The organism is Pantoea sp. AS142 (genome assembly GCF_037152305.1).
GTDB lineage: Bacteria > Pseudomonadota > Gammaproteobacteria > Enterobacterales > Enterobacteriaceae > Pantoea.
Map to the genome: position 1 here is coordinate 140,061 of NZ_JBBCMO010000006.1, position 22,609 is coordinate 162,669.

Annotated in this window: 20 protein-coding genes; 7 read left to right on the forward strand and 13 right to left on the reverse strand. The window is 56.6% G+C overall.

From position 1 onward, the window contains the following. The 7 genes from WFO64_RS12990 to glpD all read right to left on the reverse strand — a co-directional run bounded on the left by WFO64_RS12990 (position 1) and on the right by glpD (position 7,410). Positions 1 to 960 (reverse strand): AEC family transporter, encoded by a 960-nt coding sequence (locus WFO64_RS12990; RefSeq protein ID WP_337012300.1) that lies wholly within the window; start codon positions 958 to 960, stop codon positions 1 to 3. A 134-nt stretch (positions 961 to 1,094) separates the two neighbouring features. Further along, on the reverse strand, positions 1,095 to 1,895 hold the full coding sequence (mdcE, locus tag WFO64_RS12995; protein WP_337012302.1) for a biotin-independent malonate decarboxylase subunit gamma: 801 nt from the start codon (positions 1,893 to 1,895) through the stop codon (positions 1,095 to 1,097). Then, entirely contained in the window at positions 1,895 to 2,728 is an 834-nt protein-coding gene (locus tag WFO64_RS13000; RefSeq protein WP_337012304.1) for a biotin-independent malonate decarboxylase subunit beta, read from the reverse strand. Before WFO64_RS13000 ends, mdcE begins: the two co-directional genes overlap by 1 nt. Then, positions 2,721 to 3,020: a malonate decarboxylase acyl carrier protein gene (gene mdcC / locus WFO64_RS13005; RefSeq protein ID WP_337012307.1), complete on the reverse strand. Its 300-nt coding sequence runs from the start codon at positions 3,018 to 3,020 to the stop codon at positions 2,721 to 2,723. Before mdcC ends, WFO64_RS13000 begins: the two co-directional genes overlap by 8 nt. An 8-nt stretch (positions 3,021 to 3,028) precedes the next feature. Further along, positions 3,029 to 3,889, reverse strand: coding sequence for a triphosphoribosyl-dephospho-CoA synthase (locus WFO64_RS13010; RefSeq protein WP_337012309.1), 861 nt, complete (start codon positions 3,887 to 3,889; stop codon positions 3,029 to 3,031). Continuing rightward, positions 3,889 to 5,544 carry a malonate decarboxylase subunit alpha gene (gene mdcA, locus WFO64_RS13015; protein WP_337012311.1) on the reverse strand — a complete coding sequence of 552 codons (1,656 nt, stop codon included), beginning with the start codon at positions 5,542 to 5,544 and terminating at the stop codon, positions 3,889 to 3,891. Before mdcA ends, WFO64_RS13010 begins: the two co-directional genes overlap by 1 nt. A 360-nt stretch (positions 5,545 to 5,904) precedes the next feature. Further along, entirely contained in the window at positions 5,905 to 7,410 is a 1,506-nt protein-coding gene (gene glpD, locus WFO64_RS13020; RefSeq protein WP_337012313.1) for a glycerol-3-phosphate dehydrogenase, read from the reverse strand. 227 nt (positions 7,411 to 7,637) lie between these two features. Between glpD and glpE the strand changes: the two genes are divergently transcribed. From glpE to malQ, 5 genes are all read left to right on the forward strand, one after another. Then, positions 7,638 to 7,964: a thiosulfate sulfurtransferase GlpE gene (glpE, locus tag WFO64_RS13025; RefSeq protein ID WP_337012315.1), complete on the forward strand. Its 327-nt coding sequence runs from the start codon at positions 7,638 to 7,640 to the stop codon at positions 7,962 to 7,964. 29 nt (positions 7,965 to 7,993) lie between these two features. After that, positions 7,994 to 8,815 carry a rhomboid family intramembrane serine protease GlpG gene (gene glpG, locus WFO64_RS13030; protein WP_337012317.1) on the forward strand — a complete coding sequence of 274 codons (822 nt, stop codon included), beginning with the start codon at positions 7,994 to 7,996 and terminating at the stop codon, positions 8,813 to 8,815. Positions 8,816 to 8,845: 30 nt separating this feature from the next. Beyond that, positions 8,846 to 9,604, forward strand: a complete 759-nt coding sequence (locus tag WFO64_RS13035; RefSeq protein ID WP_337012318.1) for a DeoR/GlpR family transcriptional regulator — start codon at positions 8,846 to 8,848, stop codon at positions 9,602 to 9,604. A 155-nt stretch (positions 9,605 to 9,759) separates the two neighbouring features. Then, complete coding sequence (malP, locus tag WFO64_RS13040) at positions 9,760 to 12,165, forward strand: maltodextrin phosphorylase (protein ID WP_337012320.1); 2,406 nt, start codon at positions 9,760 to 9,762, stop codon at positions 12,163 to 12,165. Between the two features lie 9 nt (positions 12,166 to 12,174). Continuing rightward, positions 12,175 to 14,256, forward strand: coding sequence for a 4-alpha-glucanotransferase (gene malQ / locus WFO64_RS13045; protein ID WP_337012322.1), 2,082 nt, complete (start codon positions 12,175 to 12,177; stop codon positions 14,254 to 14,256). A 104-nt stretch (positions 14,257 to 14,360) separates the two neighbouring features. Here the strand turns inward: malQ and nfuA are convergent, their stop codons facing one another. Together nfuA and gntX are read right to left on the reverse strand one after the other, a co-directional pair. Then, positions 14,361 to 14,936 (reverse strand): Fe-S biogenesis protein NfuA, encoded by a 576-nt coding sequence (gene nfuA, locus WFO64_RS13050; RefSeq protein WP_161733698.1) that lies wholly within the window; start codon positions 14,934 to 14,936, stop codon positions 14,361 to 14,363. A 58-nt stretch (positions 14,937 to 14,994) separates the two neighbouring features. Then, the gene (gntX, locus tag WFO64_RS13055; protein ID WP_337012325.1) at positions 14,995 to 15,675 is read right to left on the reverse strand and encodes a DNA utilization protein GntX; all 681 of its coding nucleotides are present in this window, start codon (positions 15,673 to 15,675) and stop codon (positions 14,995 to 14,997) included. A gap of 34 nt (positions 15,676 to 15,709) precedes the next feature. On the opposite strand from gntX, the gene bioH reads away from it, so the two are divergent. Continuing rightward, positions 15,710 to 16,486: a pimeloyl-ACP methyl ester esterase BioH gene (gene bioH, locus WFO64_RS13060; protein ID WP_337012327.1), complete on the forward strand. Its 777-nt coding sequence runs from the start codon at positions 15,710 to 15,712 to the stop codon at positions 16,484 to 16,486. A 170-nt stretch (positions 16,487 to 16,656) separates the two neighbouring features. Continuing rightward, complete coding sequence (locus WFO64_RS13065) at positions 16,657 to 16,926, forward strand: YdgH/BhsA/McbA-like domain containing protein (protein ID WP_003853019.1); 270 nt, start codon at positions 16,657 to 16,659, stop codon at positions 16,924 to 16,926. Here the strand turns inward: WFO64_RS13065 and WFO64_RS13070 are convergent, their stop codons facing one another. The 4 genes from WFO64_RS13070 to yjbE form a co-directional block, all read right to left on the reverse strand. Beyond that, on the reverse strand, positions 16,927 to 18,612 hold the full coding sequence (locus WFO64_RS13070; protein WP_337012329.1) for an alpha-amylase family glycosyl hydrolase: 1,686 nt from the start codon (positions 18,610 to 18,612) through the stop codon (positions 16,927 to 16,929). A 128-nt stretch (positions 18,613 to 18,740) separates the two neighbouring features. Then, on the reverse strand, positions 18,741 to 21,068 hold the full coding sequence (locus WFO64_RS13075; protein ID WP_337012331.1) for a Tex family protein: 2,328 nt from the start codon (positions 21,066 to 21,068) through the stop codon (positions 18,741 to 18,743). Between the two features lie 103 nt (positions 21,069 to 21,171). After that, on the reverse strand, positions 21,172 to 21,645 hold the full coding sequence (greB, locus tag WFO64_RS13080; RefSeq protein WP_337012333.1) for a transcription elongation factor GreB: 474 nt from the start codon (positions 21,643 to 21,645) through the stop codon (positions 21,172 to 21,174). A 180-nt stretch (positions 21,646 to 21,825) separates the two neighbouring features. Then, positions 21,826 to 22,074 (reverse strand): exopolysaccharide production protein YjbE, encoded by a 249-nt coding sequence (gene yjbE, locus WFO64_RS13085; protein ID WP_337012335.1) that lies wholly within the window; start codon positions 22,072 to 22,074, stop codon positions 21,826 to 21,828. Between the last annotated feature and the right edge of the window lie 535 nt (positions 22,075 to 22,609).

Consider the following 22,609-nt stretch of genomic DNA (forward strand, 5'->3'; position numbering starts at 1 on the left):
TTACATTCCTGATGTCAGCGTGATGAACAGCGGTAACGATAAAATACATAAAATCGAACTTAACAGCAGCACGGCTTCAGCATCCGGCGACTGCACACCAAAGCGGTTACCGAACACCACGCCGAAGAAACCGGCTGAGAGTGCAATCATCAGGATAGCGGTGATCGCCACCGAACCGTTAAGTCCCAGCGCCAGTACCAGACCCCAGGCGATAAAAGGCTGAATCAGCAGCTTGGCCACCGTACCGACGCCAACTACGGCGTTGAGTTTCAGTGTACGTGCAGAGAGGATTACGCCAGTCAGGAACAGCGCCGCGGCGGTTGCGGCCAGGCCCAGTGGTTTTATCGCGGCCAGCACCAGATCGGGCATTTTAACGCCCAGCGCCGATAACACCACCCCGATCAACGGCCCCAACACAATCGGTTTTTTCACTGAACGCCACATCAGAATCGGCAGCATAGTCAACGTTGAGCCATGTTCTGTGCCTGCGGCAAACGCTTTTTCACGTTCAAGGATCAGCAGGCAAAGCGGGGTCAGCAGGACTGAACCACAGGCGATGGAGACCGCCACCGAGAGCGACGTCGCACCATTATCACCCAGCACGCTGGCCAGAATCGGCAGCCCCAGTGCGGCGTAATTAGGCAGCGCCACGGTCAGTGTCAGAACGGCCGCATCCTGCGGTGACTTTTTGAATACTTTGGTGGCAAGGAAATAGACGCCGCCATAGGTGATCCACATCGCGCCAGTAATGACCACAATCAGCGGCCATTGCGCCACAATGCCGGGCCAGGGGGTCTGGACGGTAGCACTGAACAGCGCGGCGGGCAGTGCAAAATCCATTACGAAAATATTCAGCAGGGAGACATCTTTGTTATTGACCATTCCGGCCTTACCGGCCCAGAAACCCAGCAGCATAATGACGAAGATTGGAGCAAGGGCATGAACAATTATATAAATCATAAATCACCTGTAATTAAGAAATAATTCATTAAAAAACAGCGATGTTTATAATTCTGAACACGGCCACTGCTCCGGGGCGCACTTAACGATGCACCCCGTCAGACCGGTTTCGGCAGGTTTATTTTTTTATTTAATTACCAGGTCGCGCGTATACGTTCGCGAACCAGGGAGGAGCTGTGACGATTGGATGCGCCAAGACGGATTTTCAGGCTTGCATCCTGACGTGCGTCACTGATCGCCTTGTGCAGCGCAATCTCGACCATTGCCACATCGGCGTCAGATGGCGCATCAGGATCGCCCACGTTCAGCAGATCGGAGAGCAGACCCAGCGTGGCAAAGTTATTCACGTCGTAAGCCATCGGTGGAATGGTGGCAGCCAGTTTTTCCAGCGCCTCCACAGAACGCAGCGTAATACGTGCCGCCGACGCTTTGCCCATAGCATGAACCAGCACGCCCTGATCGTTCAGTGCAATCAGACGGTTAGCCTGATAACCGTGTGCCAGGAATGCACCGGACATCGCTTTGCCGACAATCAATCCAATCACCGGATGACCGTCAAGACGCGCGTTGGCATAAGCCCCCGCTGCACCTGCCAGCGCCTGGTGAATACCAAATGCCTCTTCGCGGCGGCCATAGGCCTGACTCGGTACGTCGATCACCGCCACAATCGGGCGTTTGACGGTGCTGTTTTTGTCTTCTTCCCGCGTTTTATTCACCACTTTCGCCAGTGTCCAGCCTTCCAGCAGACCGACTTCACCCTGTGCGGCGCGCGGATAGTGGTTTTGTGCATCGGGCACTACGGCGATAAAGCGCACGTTTTCGCCATTAAGCTGGCCGTCGGCCACCTGAACAGAGGCACACAGGCCGTTAAGGCGTTGCGCATGGGGTGCAAGTTTTTCCAGCCAGATTGCACCACGGCTGCTTGTCTGCGTCATTATTTCTCCTCCCGGGCGAAAAGCTGTTTAATCTGCGCGGTGTCCGCCTGCTGACGAGTGTCGAACTGCGTCAGACGCGACAGGAAATCGTCATATTTATCGCTGCGGTTCTGCGCCGGAATACCTCTGGCAATAAAGTCATGCATTGCGGTTTTCACGGCGTTGATCCCATCATCAACCAGCGCATCAACCAGACCGCTGGCGTAGCGGATTTCGCCGCCGGTCATGCTCCAGATAAACGGGCGATCGCGTGAGTCATACTCTTCAATGCCCGCTTCCTGCTCAATCACCTGCGGGCCGTTCAGGCCCAGACGGGCTTCCCGTGTCACAATCAGGTAGCTGCACAGGGCGGCGGCGATAGACATCCCGCCGAAGCAGCCAACGGTGCCAGCAATAATGCCGATAACCGGGGTATAGCGACGCAGGTCGACAATCGCCGCATGAATATCGGCAATCGCCGCCAGCCCCAGATTTGCTTCCTGTAAACGCACGCCGCCGGTTTCCAGGCAGAGCACTGCCTGAGTGGGTATTCCGTTGCGGTTGTCTTCGGCTGCCATTTCCAGCGCCGCCGCCATTTTCGCGCCGGAGACTTCGCCCATGCTGCCGCCCTGGAAAGTGCCTTCAATGGCGATAACGACCGCAGACTGACCGTTCAGCGTGCCGCGCGCCACCACCATGCCGTCATCTGACTGCGGCACCACGCCCTGTGGGGCCAGCCATGGCGACATGATGCCTTCAAAAGGATCAAGCAGTTCGCGGTAGCTGCCCGCATCCAGCAGCGCATGGGCGCGTTCACGGGCCCGTAATTCAATAAAACTGGCATCGTTACGCATGGCTCACCTCTTCAAAAACCTGTTCAATACGGATACGCGCCACGCCGGGTGTCGCACCGAAATCGTGAATAATCAGCTTTCCGGCGGGCAGGCCGTTGATCAGCGTCAGGCGGTCGAACAGCGCTTTCCAGCGGGCGTCGCTGTTATCCAGTGAGGTGGTGATATCAATATTCAGTGTCTGACCTTCAGTCGCGGTGTACAGCACTTCCATATCACCGGAACCAACGACCCCGGCCAGCGATCTGCCACTGAGCAGGCGGTTAGCAGGTAAAGATAATGTGATGTGTTCCATAATGGCCTCTAAAAATAAGAATGTTCAGGCGAACAGACCCGATCGATAAACAGCGTCGCGGCCAGCAAATCAGCGGCCCCGCCGGGTGAGGCGTTGAGTGCCAGCATCCGCCGGTCAAGCAGCGCCAGCGCCAGCTGACCTGCGGCTGTGCGGCAGCCGCCAGCCAGCAGCACGGCGCGTGCTCCCTGTTGCATAGCGTTGAGTCCGGCCATTCCGGCACGTGACAGCACACAGGTATCGCTGAGCGAGGTCATGATCGCCATCAGTGCATCAAGGCGGGCTTCGCTTTCACTGGCTCCCACCGCCCGACTTGTCAGCAGTTGCGGTAGCGCCAGCTTCATCACGTGAGGAAACGCCTGTTGCGCCTCTTCGCGTGCGCCGGGTACCTGATAGCGGTGCGTCGCTTTTAACCCTTTGCTGAACAGTTTTGGCGCGCGGCTGTCGGGCAGGCTGGCCAGCGCGGCCGCCGTGCGGGTCAGCGGGTCGGCACGGGCTATGCCACCCTGCATAGCTGCGGCACTCACCAGCAATCCCAGCGCCCAGATCGCCCCCCGATGGGTATTAACGCCGTCGGTTGCCGCCATCATCTGCTGCTCGCCGTCGCGGCCCAGGCGACCCACCGTTTCGCGCAGGGCGATATCGGCGGGACGCAGCCAGCTGTGACGGGCCAGCGCCAGAAAGGTCGGCGTCAGGCTGTGCGCGGAACGCTCCATCAGCGCCAGCGTCAAATCCTGATGTGCGCCGTTTCCCCGGCTGTCTACCAGACCCGGCTTGGGGCTCAGGCGTGCTTCATCGATCAGACAATCGCGCGCCATCGTCGCCAGTTGGCTGGTCTGCGCCTCGGCTTGAGTCTGTGACAGGAGTTTCATTACCAGCTCCGGAATTTAGCGGGCGGGTTATACAGGCCATCTGACCATTCAACCAGGTCAGCCACGCTGCCAGCCGCCAGCAGTGAACGGGTGGCGTCGGAGCGGCGGATACCCATATCTTCCGGGTAAACCACTTTGCCGCTTTTACGCAGGGCCGCGACGCGTGCTGCATCCACCCCAAGACCGATATCGGTGATCCCCGCCACGGCGGCGACCATGGCGCGACGCTCTTCAAGGCTTTCTGCACGATAGAGATAGGCGATGCCTTCCTCGGTCAGCACGTGTGTGACGTCATCGCCGTAGATCATTACCGGGGCCAGCGGCATACCGGAGGATTTCGCCACGTCAACCGCATCAAGTTGTTCAACAAAGGTGGGTTTTGCGCCAGCCTGGAAGGTCTCGACCATCTGCACGACCAGTTTTTTACCGCGCTGCATCGGGTCTGGCTCGGTGATCATATTCAGCCAGGCGGGGGTCGCGTGACGTCGGCCATGCGGATCGTGGCCCATGTTTGGTGCGCCACCGAAGCCGGAGAGACGACCACGGGTTACGGTTGAGGAGTTCGCCAGACCATCAACCTGCAGGGTTGCGCCAATAAACATATCAACCGCGTACTGGCCTGCCAGCTGACAGAGGGCACGATTAGAGCGCATCGACCCATCGCTGCCGGTAAAGAAGATGTCGGGACGGGCGCGGATATACTCTTCCATCCCCAGTTCGCCACCGAAGCAGTGCACGCTCTCCACCCAGCCGCTCTCAATCGCCGGAATCAGTGTCGGGTGCGGGTTCAGCGTCCAGTGCTTACAGATTTTGCCTTTCAGGCCTAGCTGTTCGCCGTAGGTGGGCAGCAGCAGTTCAATCGCGGCGGTGTTAAAACCGATACCGTGGTTGAGTGACTGCACCTGATGTTCGGCGTAGATACCTTTAATCGCCATCATCGCCATCAGGATGTGTTCCTGCTTAATCAGGCGCGGGTCGCGGGTAAACAGCGGTTCGATAAAGAATGGCTTGTCAGCCACCACGATGTAGTCGATCCAGGATCCGGGGATATCGACGCGCGGCAGGTCGGTTTCGTCATCGACCAGTTCATTGACCTGGGCTATCACGATACCGTCACGAAATGCGGCAGCTTCCACCAGCGCCGGGGTATCTTCGGTACTCGGGCCAGTATAGAGATTGCCTTTGCGGTCCGCTTTGTATCCGGCAATCAGGGCAACATTCGGGCTGAGGTCAACATAGAGGCGGGAATAGAGTTCGATATAGGTATGAATAGCGCCTATTTCCAGCTGTCCATCCTGCAGTAGCTGAGACATGCGCAGGCTCTGCGGGCCGGAAAAAGAGAAATCGAGTTTGCGGGCAATACCTTTTTCAAAAATATCGAGATGCTCACTGCGGCCAACGCTGGGCATAATCATATGCAGGTCGTGAATCTTTGCCGGATTAACCGCCGCCAGCGTACGGGATAAAAAGTCAGCCTGCTTCTGATTATTCCCTTCCAGCACCACCCGGTCGCCTGGAGCAATTAACTGTTCCAGCGCTTCGGTAGCTCGTTCAACAGGAATGACTTTGCCATCAAGGGGAAAGGAGGCCATACGACGCGCTTTTTCACTGCGGCGTGTGTTCCACTCCCGGGCAGGCATTTGGCCTGTGTTCATTTCAACCTCCTGATTAGAATCGCGGTAATTAGGTTTATGCTGAGGGAAGTCTGAGCGTTCTTAAAACCGTGTTCAATTAAGCAAAAACACTGAACGTTAGATTTAAGGTAACAATGGCGAAAGGGGGCAAATAAGCGAAATCACAAGTGTTGAGTTTAGGCAGTAATGCATGAAGGAAAAGTTACAGCGATGAATATTGCTGGTCGCAGTTCATTATCAACAAAAACAATCCAGCAGGGTTAATCTTCAGCTAGCGAATATTCTGTGCGCGCGCGAATGCAGGAGGCCTGAATATTCACCGGGTTAGCAGCCAATAAAAAAGCAGGCCGGAGCCTGCTTTATGAGTTCTTTACTGCGCGCTTATGATGCCAGCGACAGGGCGGGTTTTGCTTTTGCGGCCAGCCACTCTGCCACCCGAGCCTGCTGCTCTTTGGTCAGCCACATACCCTGTTTGGTGCGACGCCAGATTGCATCATCCAGCTCACGAACCCACTCATGCTGCACCAGGTAGCGTAACTCAGCCTCATAAAACTCGTGACCGAAGTTCTCACCCAGATCGTCCAGACTTTTCGCGCCAGCCAGCAGTGTTTCAGTGCTACTGCCGTAGGTGCGCGAGAAGTGGCGCGCCATGTTTTCGCTGATAAACGGATAGCGACGACGCAGACTGGCCGCGTAATCTTCACGGGTGCCGGAGATATTTCCGCCCGGCAACACGCAGTTCTTCGTCCAGGCCGGGCCGGCGTTTGGGTAGTACTTCGCCAGTTTCTCCAGCGCATGTTCTGCCAGCTTACGATAAGTAGTCAGCTTGCCGCCAAACACCGAAAGCAGCGGTGCCTGACCGTTATCATCGCGTACATCCAGGGTGTAATCACGGGTGATCGCCTGTGGTGAATCTGATTCATCATCACACAGCGGACGGACACCGGAGTAAGACCAGACGATATCGTCTGCAGCCAGCTGCTTTTTAAAGTGTCCGTTGAACACTTTCAGCAGGTAGTCTGTCTCGCTGTCATCAATATTGACGTTTTTCGGATCGCCTTTGTACTCCACGTCAGTGGTACCGATGATTGAGAACTCATCCATCCACGGAATGACAAATACAATGCGGTTATCTTCGTTCTGCAGGATGTAAGCCTGCTTCTCGGTATGAACGCGCGGCACCACGATATGGCTGCCTTTGATCAGGCGGATGCCGTAGGGCGATTTCAGCTTCAGGCTGTCGTCAAACAGCTGCTTAACCCACGGGCCAGCGGCGTTGACCAGACCTTTCGCCTGCCAGGTGTAAGTTTTGCCGCTGTCGACATCTTCCGCTTCAACCTTCCACAGGTTACCTTCGCGCCAGGCTCGGGTCACGCGGGTACGGGTACGCACTTCGCCGCCACGCTTCACCACTTCCTGCGCGTTCAGGACGACCATGCGGGCATCATCGACCCAGCAGTCAGAATATTCGAATCCCCGCGTAATTTCCGGCTTCAGGGCCGAATCTGCGCCAAATCGCAAACTTTTGCTGGCTGGCAGACTGGTACGCTTGCCGAGATGGTCATACATAAACAGGCCTGTACGAATCATCCACGCCGGACGCAGATGCGGACGGTGCGGCAGACGGAAACGCATCGGGAACGCCAGGTGCGGGGCCATTTTCAGTAGCACTTCACGCTCAGCCAGTGCTTCACTGACCAGACGGAATTCGTAATGTTCAAGGTAGCGCAGGCCGCCGTGAATCAGTTTTGAGCTGGCAGAGGAGGTCGCGCAAGCCAGATCCCGCGCCTCCAGCATTAGCACCGACAGTCCGCGTCCTGCAGCGTCTGCTGCAATGCCGGCACCGTTGATGCCGCCGCCGATCACGATCAGGTCTTTGGTTTCCACGTCATCTCCTCCGATGTTCGGAATAGTTCACTAATGTTCGTTTTCGAGCATAATCATAATCGCAAACCAACATTGACGCCAGCTTTTAACCAGTCAAAAACATTTTTGCGTGATATAGCTAACATTCTGCCCACCAAAAAAACGGATAGCCGTAACGATTGTCAGGTTATCGGCGTGGATTCTCGGGTTACACTGTGCGCTATTGTGACGCTGTTATGAGAGATCCCATGGAAATGTTCGAATGTATTGATGTGCAGCAGGCGCAGGCACATCTGGCGCAGGGCGCGCTGCTGGTGGATATCCGCGATCCGCAAAGTTATGCCCTGGGTCATGCGGCGGGCGCTCTGCACCTGACCAATACCAACCTCAGCGACTTTGTCAGTGGTGCCGATCACAGCCTGCCGGTGCTGGTAATGTGCTATCACGGCAACAGCAGCAAAAGTGCAGCACACTACCTGCTGGGACAGGGCTTCAGTGCAGCGTATAGCATTGATGGCGGCTTTGATGCATGGCGTGCCGCCTTTCCTCAGCAGGTTGCCCTCGGCAGTGAATAAATTGCTTCTCGTCACATGGAGAGTTACTGATGCGCATTACCCAATTTAATCAGCCGCGCATGGCACAGGCGTTTGTTGACTACATGGCGACGCGGGGCATTACGCTGCGTATTGAGCATGAAAATCACTACGTCATCATGCTGGATGATGAGAGCAAGGTTTCAGTGGTCGAAAACGAACTTCAGCAGTTTTTGCACGACCCTAATCATCCGCGCTATCAGGCCGCCAGCTGGCACAGCGGTAAAACCGACAGCGGCCTGCGCTATGAGCGCAGCAATATCTGGGCGAACATCCGTGAGCGTGCCGGTCCGCTGACCATGACCCTGATGGTGCTCTGTATCGCGGTATTTATTCTGATGCAGGTGATGGGCGATCGCACCGTGATGGCCTGGCTCTCCTGGCCGGATGCTGATCAGCATCTTCAGGTCTGGCGCTGGTTCAGCCATGCTCTGCTGCACTTTTCACTGCTGCACATTCTGTTTAATCTGATGTGGTGGTGGTATCTGGGTGGCGCGGTTGAGAAGCGGCTTGGCAGCGGTAAGCTCTTTGTCATTATGCTGATTTCGGCCCTGCTCAGCGGCTGGTTGCAGGCGAAGTTTAGCGGCATCTGGTTTGGCGGCCTGTCGGGTGTGGTCTATGCCCTGATGGGTTACTGCTGGCTTCGCGGGGAGCGCGATCCCGACAGCGGCGTCTATCTTGAACGGGGATTAATCGGTTTTGCGCTGGTCTGGCTGGTGATTGGCTGGTTCGGCGTCTTTGGTCTGGCTATTGCCAACGCGGCGCACGTTGCCGGTCTGGTCGTCGGGCTGGCGATGGCGCTGGTGGATACGCGTAACGTCACGCGTCGTTAAACAGGTTTTGCGGGTTAACAGGAGAGGAACGTGAAGCAGACGCAACGTCATGACGCGATTATCGATTTAGTCCGTCGTCAGGGATATGTCAGTACTGAGGAGCTGGTGGATCATTTTGAGGTCAGCCCGCAAACCATTCGTCGCGATCTCAATGATCTGGCTGATCAGAACAAAATTCAGCGCCACCACGGCGGCGCGGCGCTTCCTTCCAGCTCTGAGAATACCGCCTGGCACGATCGTAAAATGATGTGGTCAGCAGAAAAAGCGCGTATAGCTCAGCGCGTGGCCAGCCAGATCCCGGATGGTGCCACGCTGTTTATCGATATCGGCACCACGCCGGAAGCGGTGGCGCATGCGCTGCTCAATCACAGTGACTTACGCGTGGTAACCAACAACCTCAATGTGGCGATGCTGTTGATGGGCAAACCCGATTTCCGGGTCATTATCGCGGGTGGTGAAGTACGGACCCGCGATGGCGCGGTGATGGGTGAAGCGACGCTCGACTTTATTTCTCAGTTCCGGCTCGATTACGGCATCCTGGGGATCAGCGGCATCGATATGGATGGTTCGCTACTGGAATTCGACTATCACGAAGTCCGAACCAAGCGCGCTATTATTGAGAATTCACGTTGTGTGATGCTGGTGGTGGATCACTCCAAGTTTGGTCGTAACGCCATGGTTAACCTCGGCAACATGAACCTGCTGGACTACCTTTACACCGACAAAACGCCGCCTGCCAGCGTAATGAAAGTGATTGAGCAGCACGAGGTTCACCTCGAACTCTGCTGATTTCTGTCACGCCAGCTTTCGGGCTGGCGTTTTTGTTTGATTACTGTCGCTTTTTCCCCCACTCCCGTCTTTACTTAACGGTTGCTGGCACCTGGTTGCCAGCCCGTGCGCTGTCTATTTTTGCTTCACCTCATTGCATAACAGAAGGGAGTGATATGCCGCAGCAAAAATTCAATAAAGCCCGTTTTAATGCCGCACTTACCCGCCAGTGGCAACAGTTAAGCCTCCTTTCCGCCCAGCAGATGACCCCGCACCAGGCATGGCAGGCGGTCAGCGCGGCACTGGCGGAACTGTTGGCCGCGCAACCGGCACCGCGCCCGGCTGAGCAGCAGCGTCACGTTAATTACCTGTCGATGGAGTTCCTGATTGGGCGGTTGACCGGCAACAATCTGCTGAATCTTGGCTGGTATGACGAAGTCAACGCGGCGCTGGCTGAGCAGCAACTCGATTTAACGGAACTGCTGGAGCAGGAGGTCGATCCGGCGTTGGGCAATGGCGGGCTGGGACGACTGGCCGCCTGCTATATGGATTCGATGGCGACGGTGGGACAATCCGCGACCGGCCATGGACTTAACTATCAGTACGGGCTGTTCCGCCAGTCTTTTGATGATGGTCAGCAGAGTGAAGCGCCTGATGACTGGCAGCGCGAGCGCTATCCGTGGTTCCGGCACAATACGGCGCTGGATGTCGACGTGGCAATGGGCGGCCGGGTAGAAAAGCTGGAAAACGGTGGTGTACGCTGGCATCCCGATTTTACGCTGCGCGGCGAAGCCTGGGATTTGCCAGTGACCGGCTACCGCAACGGCGTGACGCTGCCGCTACGCCTGTGGCAGGCGGTGAGTGCGCATCCGTTTGATCTTACGGCGTTTAACGACGGCAAGTTTCTGCAGGCGGAACAGCCGGGCATTGAGGCGGCAAAACTAACCAAAGTGCTCTATCCCAATGACAACCATCAGGCCGGCAAGCGGCTGCGTCTGATGCAGCAATATTTTCAGTGCGCCTGTGCGGTGGCGGATATCCTGCGGCGTCACCATCAGGCCGGGCGAAGCATTCACAGCCTGCCTGACGTCGAAGTGATCCAGCTCAACGATACCCATCCCACCATCGCTATCCCGGAGATGCTGCGGGTGCTGCTGGATGAGCATCAGCTGAGCTGGGAGGAGGCGTGGCAGATCACCCGCCGGTTGTTTGCTTACACCAACCACACGCTGATGCCGGAGGCGCTGGAGCGCTGGGATGAGAAGCTGATGCGAAGTCTGCTGCCGCGCCATATGCTGATCATTAAAGAGATTAATCAGCGGCTGAAAAAGCAGGTAAAGCAGCGCTGGCCGGATGACAAAGCGATGTGGCACAAGCTGGCGGTGGTGGCTGACGGTCAGGTGCGGATGGCGAATCTCTGCGTAGTGAGCGGTTTCGCGGTTAACGGCGTGGCGGCGCTGCACTCACGCCTGGTGGTCAGCGATCTCTTCCCCGAATATCATCAGCTCTGGCCGCAAAAATTTCATAATGTCACCAACGGCATTACGCCGCGTCGCTGGCTGAAGCAGTGCAATCCGGCGCTGGCCGGGCTGATTGATGAGACGCTGAAAACCGAGTGGGTTAACAATCTTGAGGCATTAACCGGTCTGGAGGTGTATGCCGACGATCAGGCTTTTCGTCAGCGCTATCGCAGCATTAAACAGCAGAATAAAGCGCAGCTTACTGATTACATCGCCCGGCACACCGGCATCATTGTGAATCCGACTGCGCTGTTCGATGTGCAGATCAAGCGGCTGCATGAATATAAGCGCCAGCACCTCAGCCTGCTGCATATCCTCTACTGCTATCAGAAGCTCTGTAATAACCCGGAGGATGTCACCTTTACGCCACGGGTGTTCCTGTTCGGGGCCAAAGCCGCGCCGGGCTATTACCTCGCCAAAAATATCATTTACGCCATTAACAAGGTGGCGGAGGTGGTGAACAACGATCCACGCGTCGGCGACCGACTTAAAGTGGTGTTTATCCCTGACTACCGCATCACCGTGGCCGAACTGATGATCCCGGCGGCCGATCTCTCTGAGCAGATCTCCACCGCCGGGTATGAAGCCTCCGGCACCGGCAACATGAAGCTGGCGCTGAACGGCGCGCTGACGATTGGCACGCTGGATGGCGCCAATGTCGAGATTGCCGAACAGGTGGGCGAGGAGAATATTTTTATCTTCGGTCACACCGTGGATGAGGTCAAAGCGCTCAAGGCGAAAGGCTATAACCCGAAAAAGGTGCGAAAGCAGAACCAGCCGCTGGACGAACTGCTGAAATCGCTGGAGAAGGGCAACTTCAGTGGTGGGGATAAACACGCGTTTGACCTGATGCTGGAGAGCCTGACGAAACATGGCGATCCGTGGCTGGTGCTGGCCGATTTCCAGGCTTATGTCGAGGCGCAGCAACGGGTGGAAGCCCTGTGGCGCGACCCGGAAGGCTGGACCCGCGCCGCCATTCTCAATACGGCACGAACCGGCATGTTCAGTTCGGACCGTTCAATTCGCGACTATCAGCAACGCATCTGGCAGGCACCGCGCTAAGGAGCAGCAATGAAACAAAATTCACTCGATCAGGCCGCCCGTGCCGCAGGTATTTCACTGGATTACATCAACGTTAATGGCGAGAAAGAGGCGATCAGCGATGAGACCAAACGCGCGCTGCTGGCGGTGATGGGCGAGCCGCAGGATGCAAAAAAATTGCCTCTGCCGCCGGTGATGGTCTTCAGCGGCAGTGGCAAGCGCCAGCTAACGCCACAGGGCACTGGCCTTTACCACTGGCAGTTGCAGACCGAAAAGGGCAGGCAGCTCAGCGGTGAGTTAACCGCCGGTGAGCCTTTTACGCTGCCAGGTCCCCTGGCTCAGGGCTATCACCAGCTGACACTTAGCAAAGGCAAGAAAAGCTGGCAGACGCGGATTATTGTCGCGCCACGGCGCTGCTATCAGCCTCCGGCGCTGGAGGCGGGAGAAAAACGCTGGGGGGCGCTGGTGCAGCTTTATACCGTGCGCTCTGAACAAAACTGGGGCATCGGCGACTTCGGCGATCTCGACCAGCTTCTGGTGCAGCTGGCTGAGCGCGGTGGCGATTTCGTCGGGCTGAATCCGCTGCATGCGCTTTATCCCGCCAGCGCCGACTTTGCCAGCCCGTACAGCCCGTCGTCACGCCGCTGGCTAAACGTCATCTATATCGACGTCAGTCAGGTAGCCGATTTTCAGCAAAGCGCGGCGGCACAGACGTGGTGGAAAAGCGCTAAAACCCAAAAGGCGCTGACCATCGCGCGTGAGGCGGAGCGGGTCGACTACGAGACTGTGATGGCGCTGAAGCTCGCTGCGCTGCGACACGGCTGGACACACTTTCAGGCGCGAGACAGCCAAAGCGAAGAGCATCAATCCTGGGCAGCCTTTGTCCGTGAAGGCGGTGACAGCCTGCGTTATCAGGCCGCCTATGACGGGATACACCTGGAGCGGCGGGCAGAGAAGGCGCAGCAAGGCGGCTGGCCAGCGTGGCCGGAGGGGTGGCGCAACAGCCAGTTGCCGGAGGTGCAGCAGTGGTGCGAACAGCATGAAGAGGAGATCGCCTTCTGGCAGTGGCTGCAGTGGCTGGCGCAGCAGCAGTTCTCTGGCTGCTGGACGCACAGTCAGGCGCTGGGCATGAGTGTCGGTCTCTATCGTGACCTGGCGGTGGGCGTAGCGGAAGGCAGTGCTGAAACCTGGCACGACCCGGAGCTTTACCGTCTGAAGGCTTCGGTGGGTGCACCGCCTGACCGTCTTGGTCCGCTGGGGCAAAACTGGGGTTTACCGCCGATGGATCCGCATGTGATGCAGGCGCGCGGTTATCAGCCCTTTATCGACATGCTACGCGCCAACATGCGCGACTGCGGTGCGTTGCGCATTGACCATGTGATGTCGCTGCTGCGTCTGTGGTGGGTGCCTGCAGGGGAGACGGCGGATAAAGGGGCCTATGTCGCCTATCCGGTCAGCGATCTGCTGGGCATCCTGGCGCTGGAGAGCCACCGGCTACGCTGTATGGTGATTGGCGAAGACCTTGGCACCGTCCCCCAGGAGATAGTCAGTTTGCTGCGCAAAAGCGGCGTCTTTTCATGGAAGGTGCTCTGGTTTGAGCAGGAGAAAGATGAACGCTATCGTGCGCCTCAGGATTATCCGCGCCAGTCGATCGCCAGCGCCAGTACCCATGATCTGCCTACGCTGACCGGTTTCTGGGAGCAGGGCGACCTTAAGCTGGGAGAGAAGATTGGGCTTTATCCGGGCGATGCGGTGAAAGCGTTGCATCAGCAGCGCGCTGCGCAGAAGCAGGCACTGCTGGATGCTTTACATCAGGCGTATGCATTACCGATACGCAGCCAGAAAAAGGCGGAGAAGCTTACGATGACGCCTGCGCTGAACCGGGCGATACATCGCTTCCTGGCGGATACAGGCAGTGCGCTGCTTGGCTTGCAACCCGAGGACTGGCTTGGCATGACTACGCCGGTCAACGTGCCGGGCACGGTGGATCAGTACCCTAACTGGCGACGCAAGCTGAGCAAAACGCTGGAGGATATTTTTGCGGACAAGGAAGTGAATGCGCTACTGAAGGTGGTCAGCCAGCAGCGTCAGTCAGGAAGAAAAGGGCAGTAAGAATAGCGCGGCAGCGGGGCTGCCGCGTTTCTGATCGTGTTCCCTGAGCAGGCTCGATCTCACAGCGGAGAGGGCAGCGTTTGTCTGTCATCCCCGCTTAATCATCAGTAAAACGAGTGTTCACCGCGCTGATGCTCGGTAATGTCCCGGACGCCTTTGAGTTCCGGGAAGGCGGCCAGCAGCTCTTTCTCGATGCCATCTTTCAGGGTCACGTCGATCATCGAACAGCCGTTACAGCCGCCACCAAATTGCAGGATGGCGTAACCCTCATCGGTGATCTCCATCAGTGAAACGCGACCGCCATGGCCAGCCAGTTGTGGATTGATCTGCGCCTGCAGCAGATATTCCACGCGCTCAACCATTGGTGCATCATCAGAGACTTTACGCATTTTTGCATTCGGCGCTTTCAGCGTGAGCTGCGAACCGAGATTGTCGGTAACGAAGTCAATTTCAGCATCTTCCAGATACGGTTTGCTCAGCTCATCAATGTAGGCAGAGAGCTTTTCAAACTTCAGTTCAGTGTCGGTGGCTTCAACAGCATCGGGCGGACAATAAGAGACGCCACATTCAGCTGTTGGCGTACCCGGGTTAATCACGAATACGCGAATCTGGGTGCCATCTTCTTGTTTGGATAGCAGTTTAGAAAAATGTTCCTGGGCAGAATCAGTAATTCGGATCATGTCGATTGCTCAATAGTTGACTAATTTAGTTGGTTATAATACGCCCATCAAAGACGCTCTACAAGGTACGGCACAGGCACCAGACCTGCACGCTGGCCGCTCCCTCCGCCAGTAACAGGCGACTGATTTCATCTACGGTACTGCCGGTCGTAATGACGTCATCCAGCAGAGCGATATGGCGGTCCTGCACCGCCATTTCAAGGCGGAAGGCACCGCGTAAGTTGGTGCGGCGCTGGCGGGCGCTGAGTTGATGTTGTAATGCGCCCCTTCGCTTGCGGGAAAGACCTTCACGCCATTCACATCTCAGCCAGTGGGCCAGCGGTGTGGCTAACAACACCGTCTGATTGAAGCCACGCTGCCAGCGTCGCCGCCGATGCAGCGGAACCGGCAGCAACAGATCGGGCCGCGGCACACTGCCGCGTCGGTAAACATTCAGCCAGCTTAGCAAAAGCAGCCGCGCCAGCATCACCCTGAGTGCGGTTATATGAGAAAACTTAAGCTGATTAACCCACTGACTGAACGGCGGACAATAGTCATTGACGCAGACCAGCGCCTGCCAGGCGGGCGGTTTAAGCTGGCAGCGGCCACAGGCGACCTTAACTGAGCCTGCCGGTAATCCGCAGCGCGGACAGAGCAGCGGCAACGGCGGTAATCCGCGCAGGCATAAGCTGCAGATGCCGTGCCGGGCTATTCGCAACGGCATCCGGCATAGCCAACACAGGGCGGGCATTGCTAGCATAGCGACCTCCTTATCATTTTCGGGATAATAACTGATGACGTCGCTCTACTGGCATACCTGCGGAGAAGGAAAACGCGATCTTGTGCTGCTGCATGGATGGGGACTGAATGCCGAAGTCTGGCAAAGCATCATTCCGCGACTTGGCGCGCACTATCGCCTGCATCTGGTCGATCTGCCTGGCTACGGACGCAGCGGAGATTTCGGCGCACTGACGCTAGAGCAGATGGCTGAGCAGGTACGGCCTTTGCTGCCACCGCAGGCTATTGTAGTGGGCTGGTCGCTGGGCGGTCTGGTGGCGACGCAGCTGGCACTGAGTGCGCCAGAAAAGCTGGCTGCACTGATCACCGTCGCGTCGTCACCCTGTTTCACCGCCTCGGATAGCTGGCCCGGCATTAAACCGGAAACGCTGCAGAATTTTCAGCAGATGCTCAGCACCGATTTTCAGCGCACGGTGGAGCGCTTTCTGGCGCTGCAAACGCTGGGCACCGAAACGGCGCGTGCCGATGCGCGGCAGTTGAAAGAGGTGGTGCTGTCACAACCGATGCCGGAGGTGGTGGTACTGGATGGCGGGCTGGAGATTCTGCGTCAGGTCGATCTACGCGATGCGTTACCGCAAATCAGGCTGCCGTTTCTGCGCCTCTACGGAGCATTAGATGGGCTGGTGCCGCGCCGGATTGCCACGGAGATAGACGAAATGTTACCAGGGTCGCCCTCGGTGGTTATCGAAAAAGCAGCACATGCACCTTTTATTTCCCATTCTGATGATTTTTGTCAGCATATTGTTAGTTTTATCAGTGCGTTGCCGGGATAATGATGCTTTGTATTGGCAAAATCTCTGGTAGCAGCAATACTTCTCTCTGTGAGCAAGGCCGCTACAATTTTATGTGATTAGTCACGGAAATGACTATGCCGTTCCATACTGCCTTACGCGTTTAGCGGCTGCTTACATCTCACAATGGATCATGAATGAGGGTAAACATAATGAAGGTTTTTAAATGGGTTGTGGCTTCAATGATGATGGGCGCGATTTCATTTTCTGCGATGGCAGCAAAAGAAGTCACGAAAGAAGAAGTTAAGACAATGAACCTGCAGAAGATTGGCACCGTTAACACCACGGCGGAAACCACCTCGCCAATGGATGCTAAAAAAGTGCTGTCGAAGCTCGCTGACGAAAAAGGCGGCAAATACTATCTTGTGATCGCCGGTCGCGAACACGGTAAATTCAGCGCCACGGCTGAAGTCTACAAGTAATTAACGTAGCCACATGAACTGCCAGGCATCCAGCTTAACCGGCTGGGTGCCATCAACGTTCTCTCCGCTCACCACATCCTGCAGCGTATGCGCCACGGGCAGCTGCGTCTCCACTGATCGCCCACTGAGATTAAACACGCACAGCAGCCCGTCGCCGTTTTCCGGCTGATGGCGGCTGAGCATCAGTACGGCGTTTTCACTGTCATAGATCGTCATGAGATTATCGGGATGAAGCGCAGGCTGACGACGACGTAGCTGAATCAGCTGGCCGAGTCGGGTATAAATCTGCTGGCGCAGCCAGTCACCGCCCGCCAGCGCCGCCTCAATCTGCTGTAAATCATACTTCTGACGGTTAATCGCCCGGTTGTGTCCGGCGGCACGCACGCCATCATAATGGTTACGACCGCCCAGAATGCTCTGGATATAGATGGCAGGCACACCAGGAAAAACCAGTAGAATCGCATGGGCCAGTAAAAAGCGTTTCAGCCGGGTGGCGTCGTCGTCGGTCTCGCGGTTTAACGCATCCAGCCAGGTGACGTTGATTTCATAGGGGCTGGTGGTGCCGTCAGGGTTGTTTTTATAGGAGACCAGCGCGCCTTCCAGCGCGAGATCACGCACCAGCGCTACAATCTCCACTTCAGACAAAATACCGCGTGCCGGATTCAGCCCGATGCCATCGTGTGACGCCAGGAAGTTGAAAAAAGTAGTGTCGTTGCTGCTGAGATCCAGCGAGCTGGCCCACTGCCGCAGTGCGCGCGCCGAGCCGGTGTGAATCGCATGCAGCACCAGTGGCGGCAGCGAAAACTGATAGACCATCTGCGCCTCATCGTGCCCGTTGCCCAGATAGCTAATGTTGTCCTGATGCGGCACGTTGGTTTCGGTGATAATTACCGTACCTGGCGCGACCTGGTCGGCAATCGCGCGAAACAGCTTCACCAACTGGTGGGTTTTTTCCAGATGAATACAGCGCGTTCCAGGCGTTTTCCACATATAGCCGACTGCATCAAGACGTACGTAGTCGGCACCGCGTATCAGGTAGTCGAGCAGCACGTTGACCATGCGCAGCAACACCTCAGGATTGGCAAAGTTGAGGTCGATCTGGTCGGCGCTGAAGGTGGTCCAGATAAAGCGAGTCTCGCCATCCGCCATCTTAAACGGCGTCAGCAGCGGCGAGGTGCGCGGACGCGTCACGGCGCTGAGATCGATGGCGGGTGGCACGCTGATAAAGAAATTGTCCCAGCCGGGATCCTGCGCCAGGAAGTGGCCGAACCAGGCGCTGTGTGCCGACATATGGTTGCAGACGAAGTCGAACATCAGCCGGGTTTCCTGATGCAGTCGCGCAATATCCTGCCAGTCGCCGTAAAGCGGATTGACCTGATGGTAATCAATCACCGAAAAGCCGTCGTCGGAGGACCAGGGAAAAAAGGGCAGCAGGTGAACCAGCGGAAACGTGGATTGCAGGTGCTGCTGATAGAACCGGGAAAAGGTGCTGAGCGTGGGGGTATCAGCTTCACGAAACTGATCGGCATAAGTGATCAGCACCACATCCTGCTCATCCCAGTGTGCCTTGCGCGGCAGTTTAACGGCCTCGCGGGCTGTGGCGATGTCAGCCAGCAGGCGCGCAAAGGTCGCCTCCGGAAATGTGCCAGCATAAATCTTATCAATCAGAACGGTGATCGTTTCCATCGTGAATTGGGTGCCACAGCAGGTGTTGTTTTTATGACAGGCGTCTTTTTAGCGTAGCGTTATGGCGGGGATTTTCAACCGGCGAAAAGGGTGTGAAGAGGGGGCCAGACGGTGGCCCCCTGAAAAGCTTAGCGTTTTTTTCCGAAAGCCGCGGCCAGTGCATCACCCATCGCACTGTTACCCGCTGACGCGCTGACCGGACGCGGACGACCTTTCGCGGCGGTCTGACGTTTCTCTTCGCGCGGGGCGGCGTTTTTCGCGCCACCCCGTGCATTGCCTTCGCCTGGCTGCTCATCAAGACGCATGGTCAGGGCAATACGTTTGCGCTGGAGATCGACTTCCATCACTTTCACCTTGACGATATCACCCGCTTTCACCACCTGATGCGGGTCTTCCACAAAGCGGTCAGAGAGCGACGAGATATGCACCAGGCCATCCTGATGCACGCCGATATCCACGAACGCACCGAAGTTAGTCACGTTAGTGACGGCACCTTCGAGGATCATGCCCGGCGTCAGATCGTTCAGTGTCTCAACGCCTTCAGCGAACTGCGCGGTTTTAAACTCAGGACGCGGATCGCGGCCCGGTTTCTCCAGCTCTTTGATAATGTCGGTGACGGTCGGCAGACCAAAACGTTCATCAATGAAATCGCGGGCGCTGAGATTACGCAGGCTGCCCGCGTTGCCCATCAGGTCACTCAGTGCCTGCTCGGTGGCGGCCAGAATGCGCTCCACCACCGGGTAAGCTTCCGGGTGGACGGTCGAGGCATCCAGCGGGTTATCACCGTGGTTGATGCGCAGGAAGCCCGCACACTGCTCAAAGGCTTTTGGCCCAAGACGGCTTACTTTCAGCAACTGCTGGCGGTTCTGGAAGCGACCATTCTCATCACGCCAGCCGACAATGTTCTGCGCCATCATGCGAGTCAGGCCCGCGACGCGGGTCAGCAGCGGCACCGAGGCGGTGTTGAGGTCAACGCCAACGGCGTTAACGCAATCTTCCACCACGGCGTCGAGTTTCTTCGCCAGCTGGCTCTGGCTGACGTCATGCTGATACTGACCCACACCGATCGATTTCGGGTCGATTTTTACCAGCTCAGCCAGGGGATCCTGCAGACGGCGGGCAATCGACACCGCGCCGCGCAGCGAAACATCGAGATCCGGGAACTCCAGTGCCGCCAGCTCAGAGGCCGAGTAGACCGATGCGCCGGCTTCACTGACAATCACTTTCTGCGCCGTGACCTGCGGGAACTGCTGCTGCAGATCCAGGAAGAAGCGCTCGGTTTCACGGGAAGCGGTGCCGTTGCCAATCGCCACCAGCTCTACCTGATGCTTAATGCAGAGCGCGGCAACGGCGGCAGCGGCTTTGGCGGTCTGGCCGGTGTGCGGATAAACGGTATCGGTCGCCACGACTTTGCCGGTGGCATCGACCACCGCGACTTTAACGCCGGTACGCAGGCCCGGGTCCAGCCCCATGGTGGCGCGCATCCCAGCGGGGGCCGCCATCAGCAAATCGTGCAGGTTGCGGGCAAAAACGTTGATCGCTTCATCTTCTGCGCGTTCGCGTACCGTGCCCATCAGCTCAGTTTCCAGATGCAGCATCACTTTGATGCGCCACGTCCAGCTCACCACCGCTTTACGCCAGCTATCAGCCGGTGCGCTATTCAGGCGCAGGTTCAGGTGCTCAGCAATCAGCGTTTCGCCGTGGCTTTCACGCGGTGCCTCATCAAACTGTGGATCGGCATTCAGCGACAGTTGCAGTACGCCTTCGTTGCGGCCACGCAGCATCGCCAGCGCACGGTGCGACGGCACGCCGCTCAGCGCTTCATGGTGATCAAAGTAGTCGCGGAATTTGGCGCCCGCTTCCTCTTTGCCTTCCACCACGCGTGACACCAGATGGGCATTTTTCCAAAGGTAGTGACGCACTTTCGCCAGCAGCGCGGCATCTTCAGCGAAACGCTCCATCAGAATGTAGCGGGCACCATCCAGCGCGGCACGGACATCGGCGACGCCTTTGTCGGCATCGACATACTGCTCAGCAAGCTGCTCAGGGATGTGAGATGGCGCCTGCCAGAGCGTGTCTGCCAGCGGTTCCAGACCCGCCTCGATAGCGATCTGTCCACGCGTGCGGCGTTTCTGTTTGTAGGGCAGGTAGAGGTCTTCAAGCTCGGTTTTGCTGAGGGTGGTGTTGATGGCGCGGGCGAGGTCGTCAGTGAGTTTTCCTTGCTCGTCAATTGACTTCAGAATCGACTGGCGTCGCTCTTCAAGTTCACGCAGATAGCTGAGACGGGTTTCCAGCTGGCGCAGTTGGGTATCATCCAGCCCGCCAGTCACCTCTTTACGATAGCGCGCGATAAACGGCACGGTATTCCCTTCATCCAACAGGCGAATGGCGGCGTCAACTTGCTCTGCACGTGCCTGGAGCTCACTGGCAATTATCTGGCTCAGAACTTTCATCATCAGGACTGTCTTGCTTTCCGGGTTGTGAAATAGCCGACAGTTATACGGATTGATGGCTAAAATTGCCAGAGAAGTGGGTGGCTTTCAGCGATAATCTGAATCGTTATTGCGAGTAGTCAATCGCGTTCACATACCACAGCGCCGGGCCCGCTGGCGTCTCGACGGTGGTGGCATCGCCGACCTCTTTTTTCAGCAGCGCCCGCGCCATGGGCGAGTCGATGGAGATGTAATCTTTGCGGCCAAAAATCTCATCGTAGCCCACAATGCGGAAGCGTTTGAGGTCGCCCTCATGGTTTTCAATTTCCACCCAGGCACCAAAGAAGACTTTGCCATCCTGCTGAGGTGAATAGTCAACGATACGCAGCTGTTCAAGACTTTTGGTGAGATAGCGAACGCGGCGGTCTATTTCACGCAGCCGTTTTTTGTTGTACTGATAATCGGCGTTTTCACTGCGATCGCCAAGGCTGGCAGCCCAGGTGACTTTCTTTGTCACTTCCGGTCGCTCTTCACGCCACAGATAGTCGAGTTCCGCTTTCAGCTTATCAAAGCCTTCGCGGGTAATAAGTCGGGTTTTCATGCTATACCGGCCAGAGATACAAAGAGCGACAGTGTAAGACAAAGAGGGCGCGGTAAAAAAGAGTCGGGGAAAGGGTTTTTAAAGGTTAAAAACCCACATTGACTTCCCCGGCGGCGAAAGGGTTAGTGCTGAATACCAAACTGAAGCCAGTAATCTGAAGCCGGTCAAAAGGTACGGTACTTATTTTCCGGTTTGGGTCGCCGTGGTGGTCGAGGTGCCGGTGCTGTGACCGTCACCGCCGCCGCCGCCCATGGTGGCCAGTGCTACGCCCAGCAGGGCGGCGACTGCACCCACACCGATGGCGTTAGAGTTACCTTGTGCTGTTGTTGTTGCTGCTGCGCCGGCGGCTTCACCGGTGGCTGTTGCAGCATAACCTGGGCTAACGCTGCTGAATGCCAGCGCGCTCAGCAGTAAAATTGTTTTTTTCATTGTGTTTTCCCCGTTGAGACATCGAATGTTGCCTGAGCAGTCTGGTTGAAAACGGAGAAGGCGAAAAGTTGGCTTTACTGATTGATTTAAAGGGCTTTAATTTAAACTGGCCTTGCGGATGGCACCGCTGAAACTAATCCGAGAGAAGCGTGAGGCGTTAGGCGGGTTTGCTGGAATATTATGCTGCCTGGTTGCTGTTGAGGTAGATTATCTGGAGCTTATCTACAATGATGGCTGCTCATTAAGTCAAATTATCTGCTAACTCACTGAATTGATTGATTGATTAAAAACTGGCTCGCTTCTGACGCCAGTGATACAGAGAAACACGGCCGTTTTTTCAGATTTGCCGTATCAGGGGCCGGGCGAGGGTAAACGTGTTAAAACGGGCTCGAAATCGCCTTAAATCAAATATAAGCTCCTGTTTAATATGCTTTGTAACAATTTTGGCTAGAATATAAACCAATAATGACTGTCACTATAAGGCAACTTTTTTTAACAATGCTGGCTCAGGCAATAGCGCCTTTGGGAGTTGAAA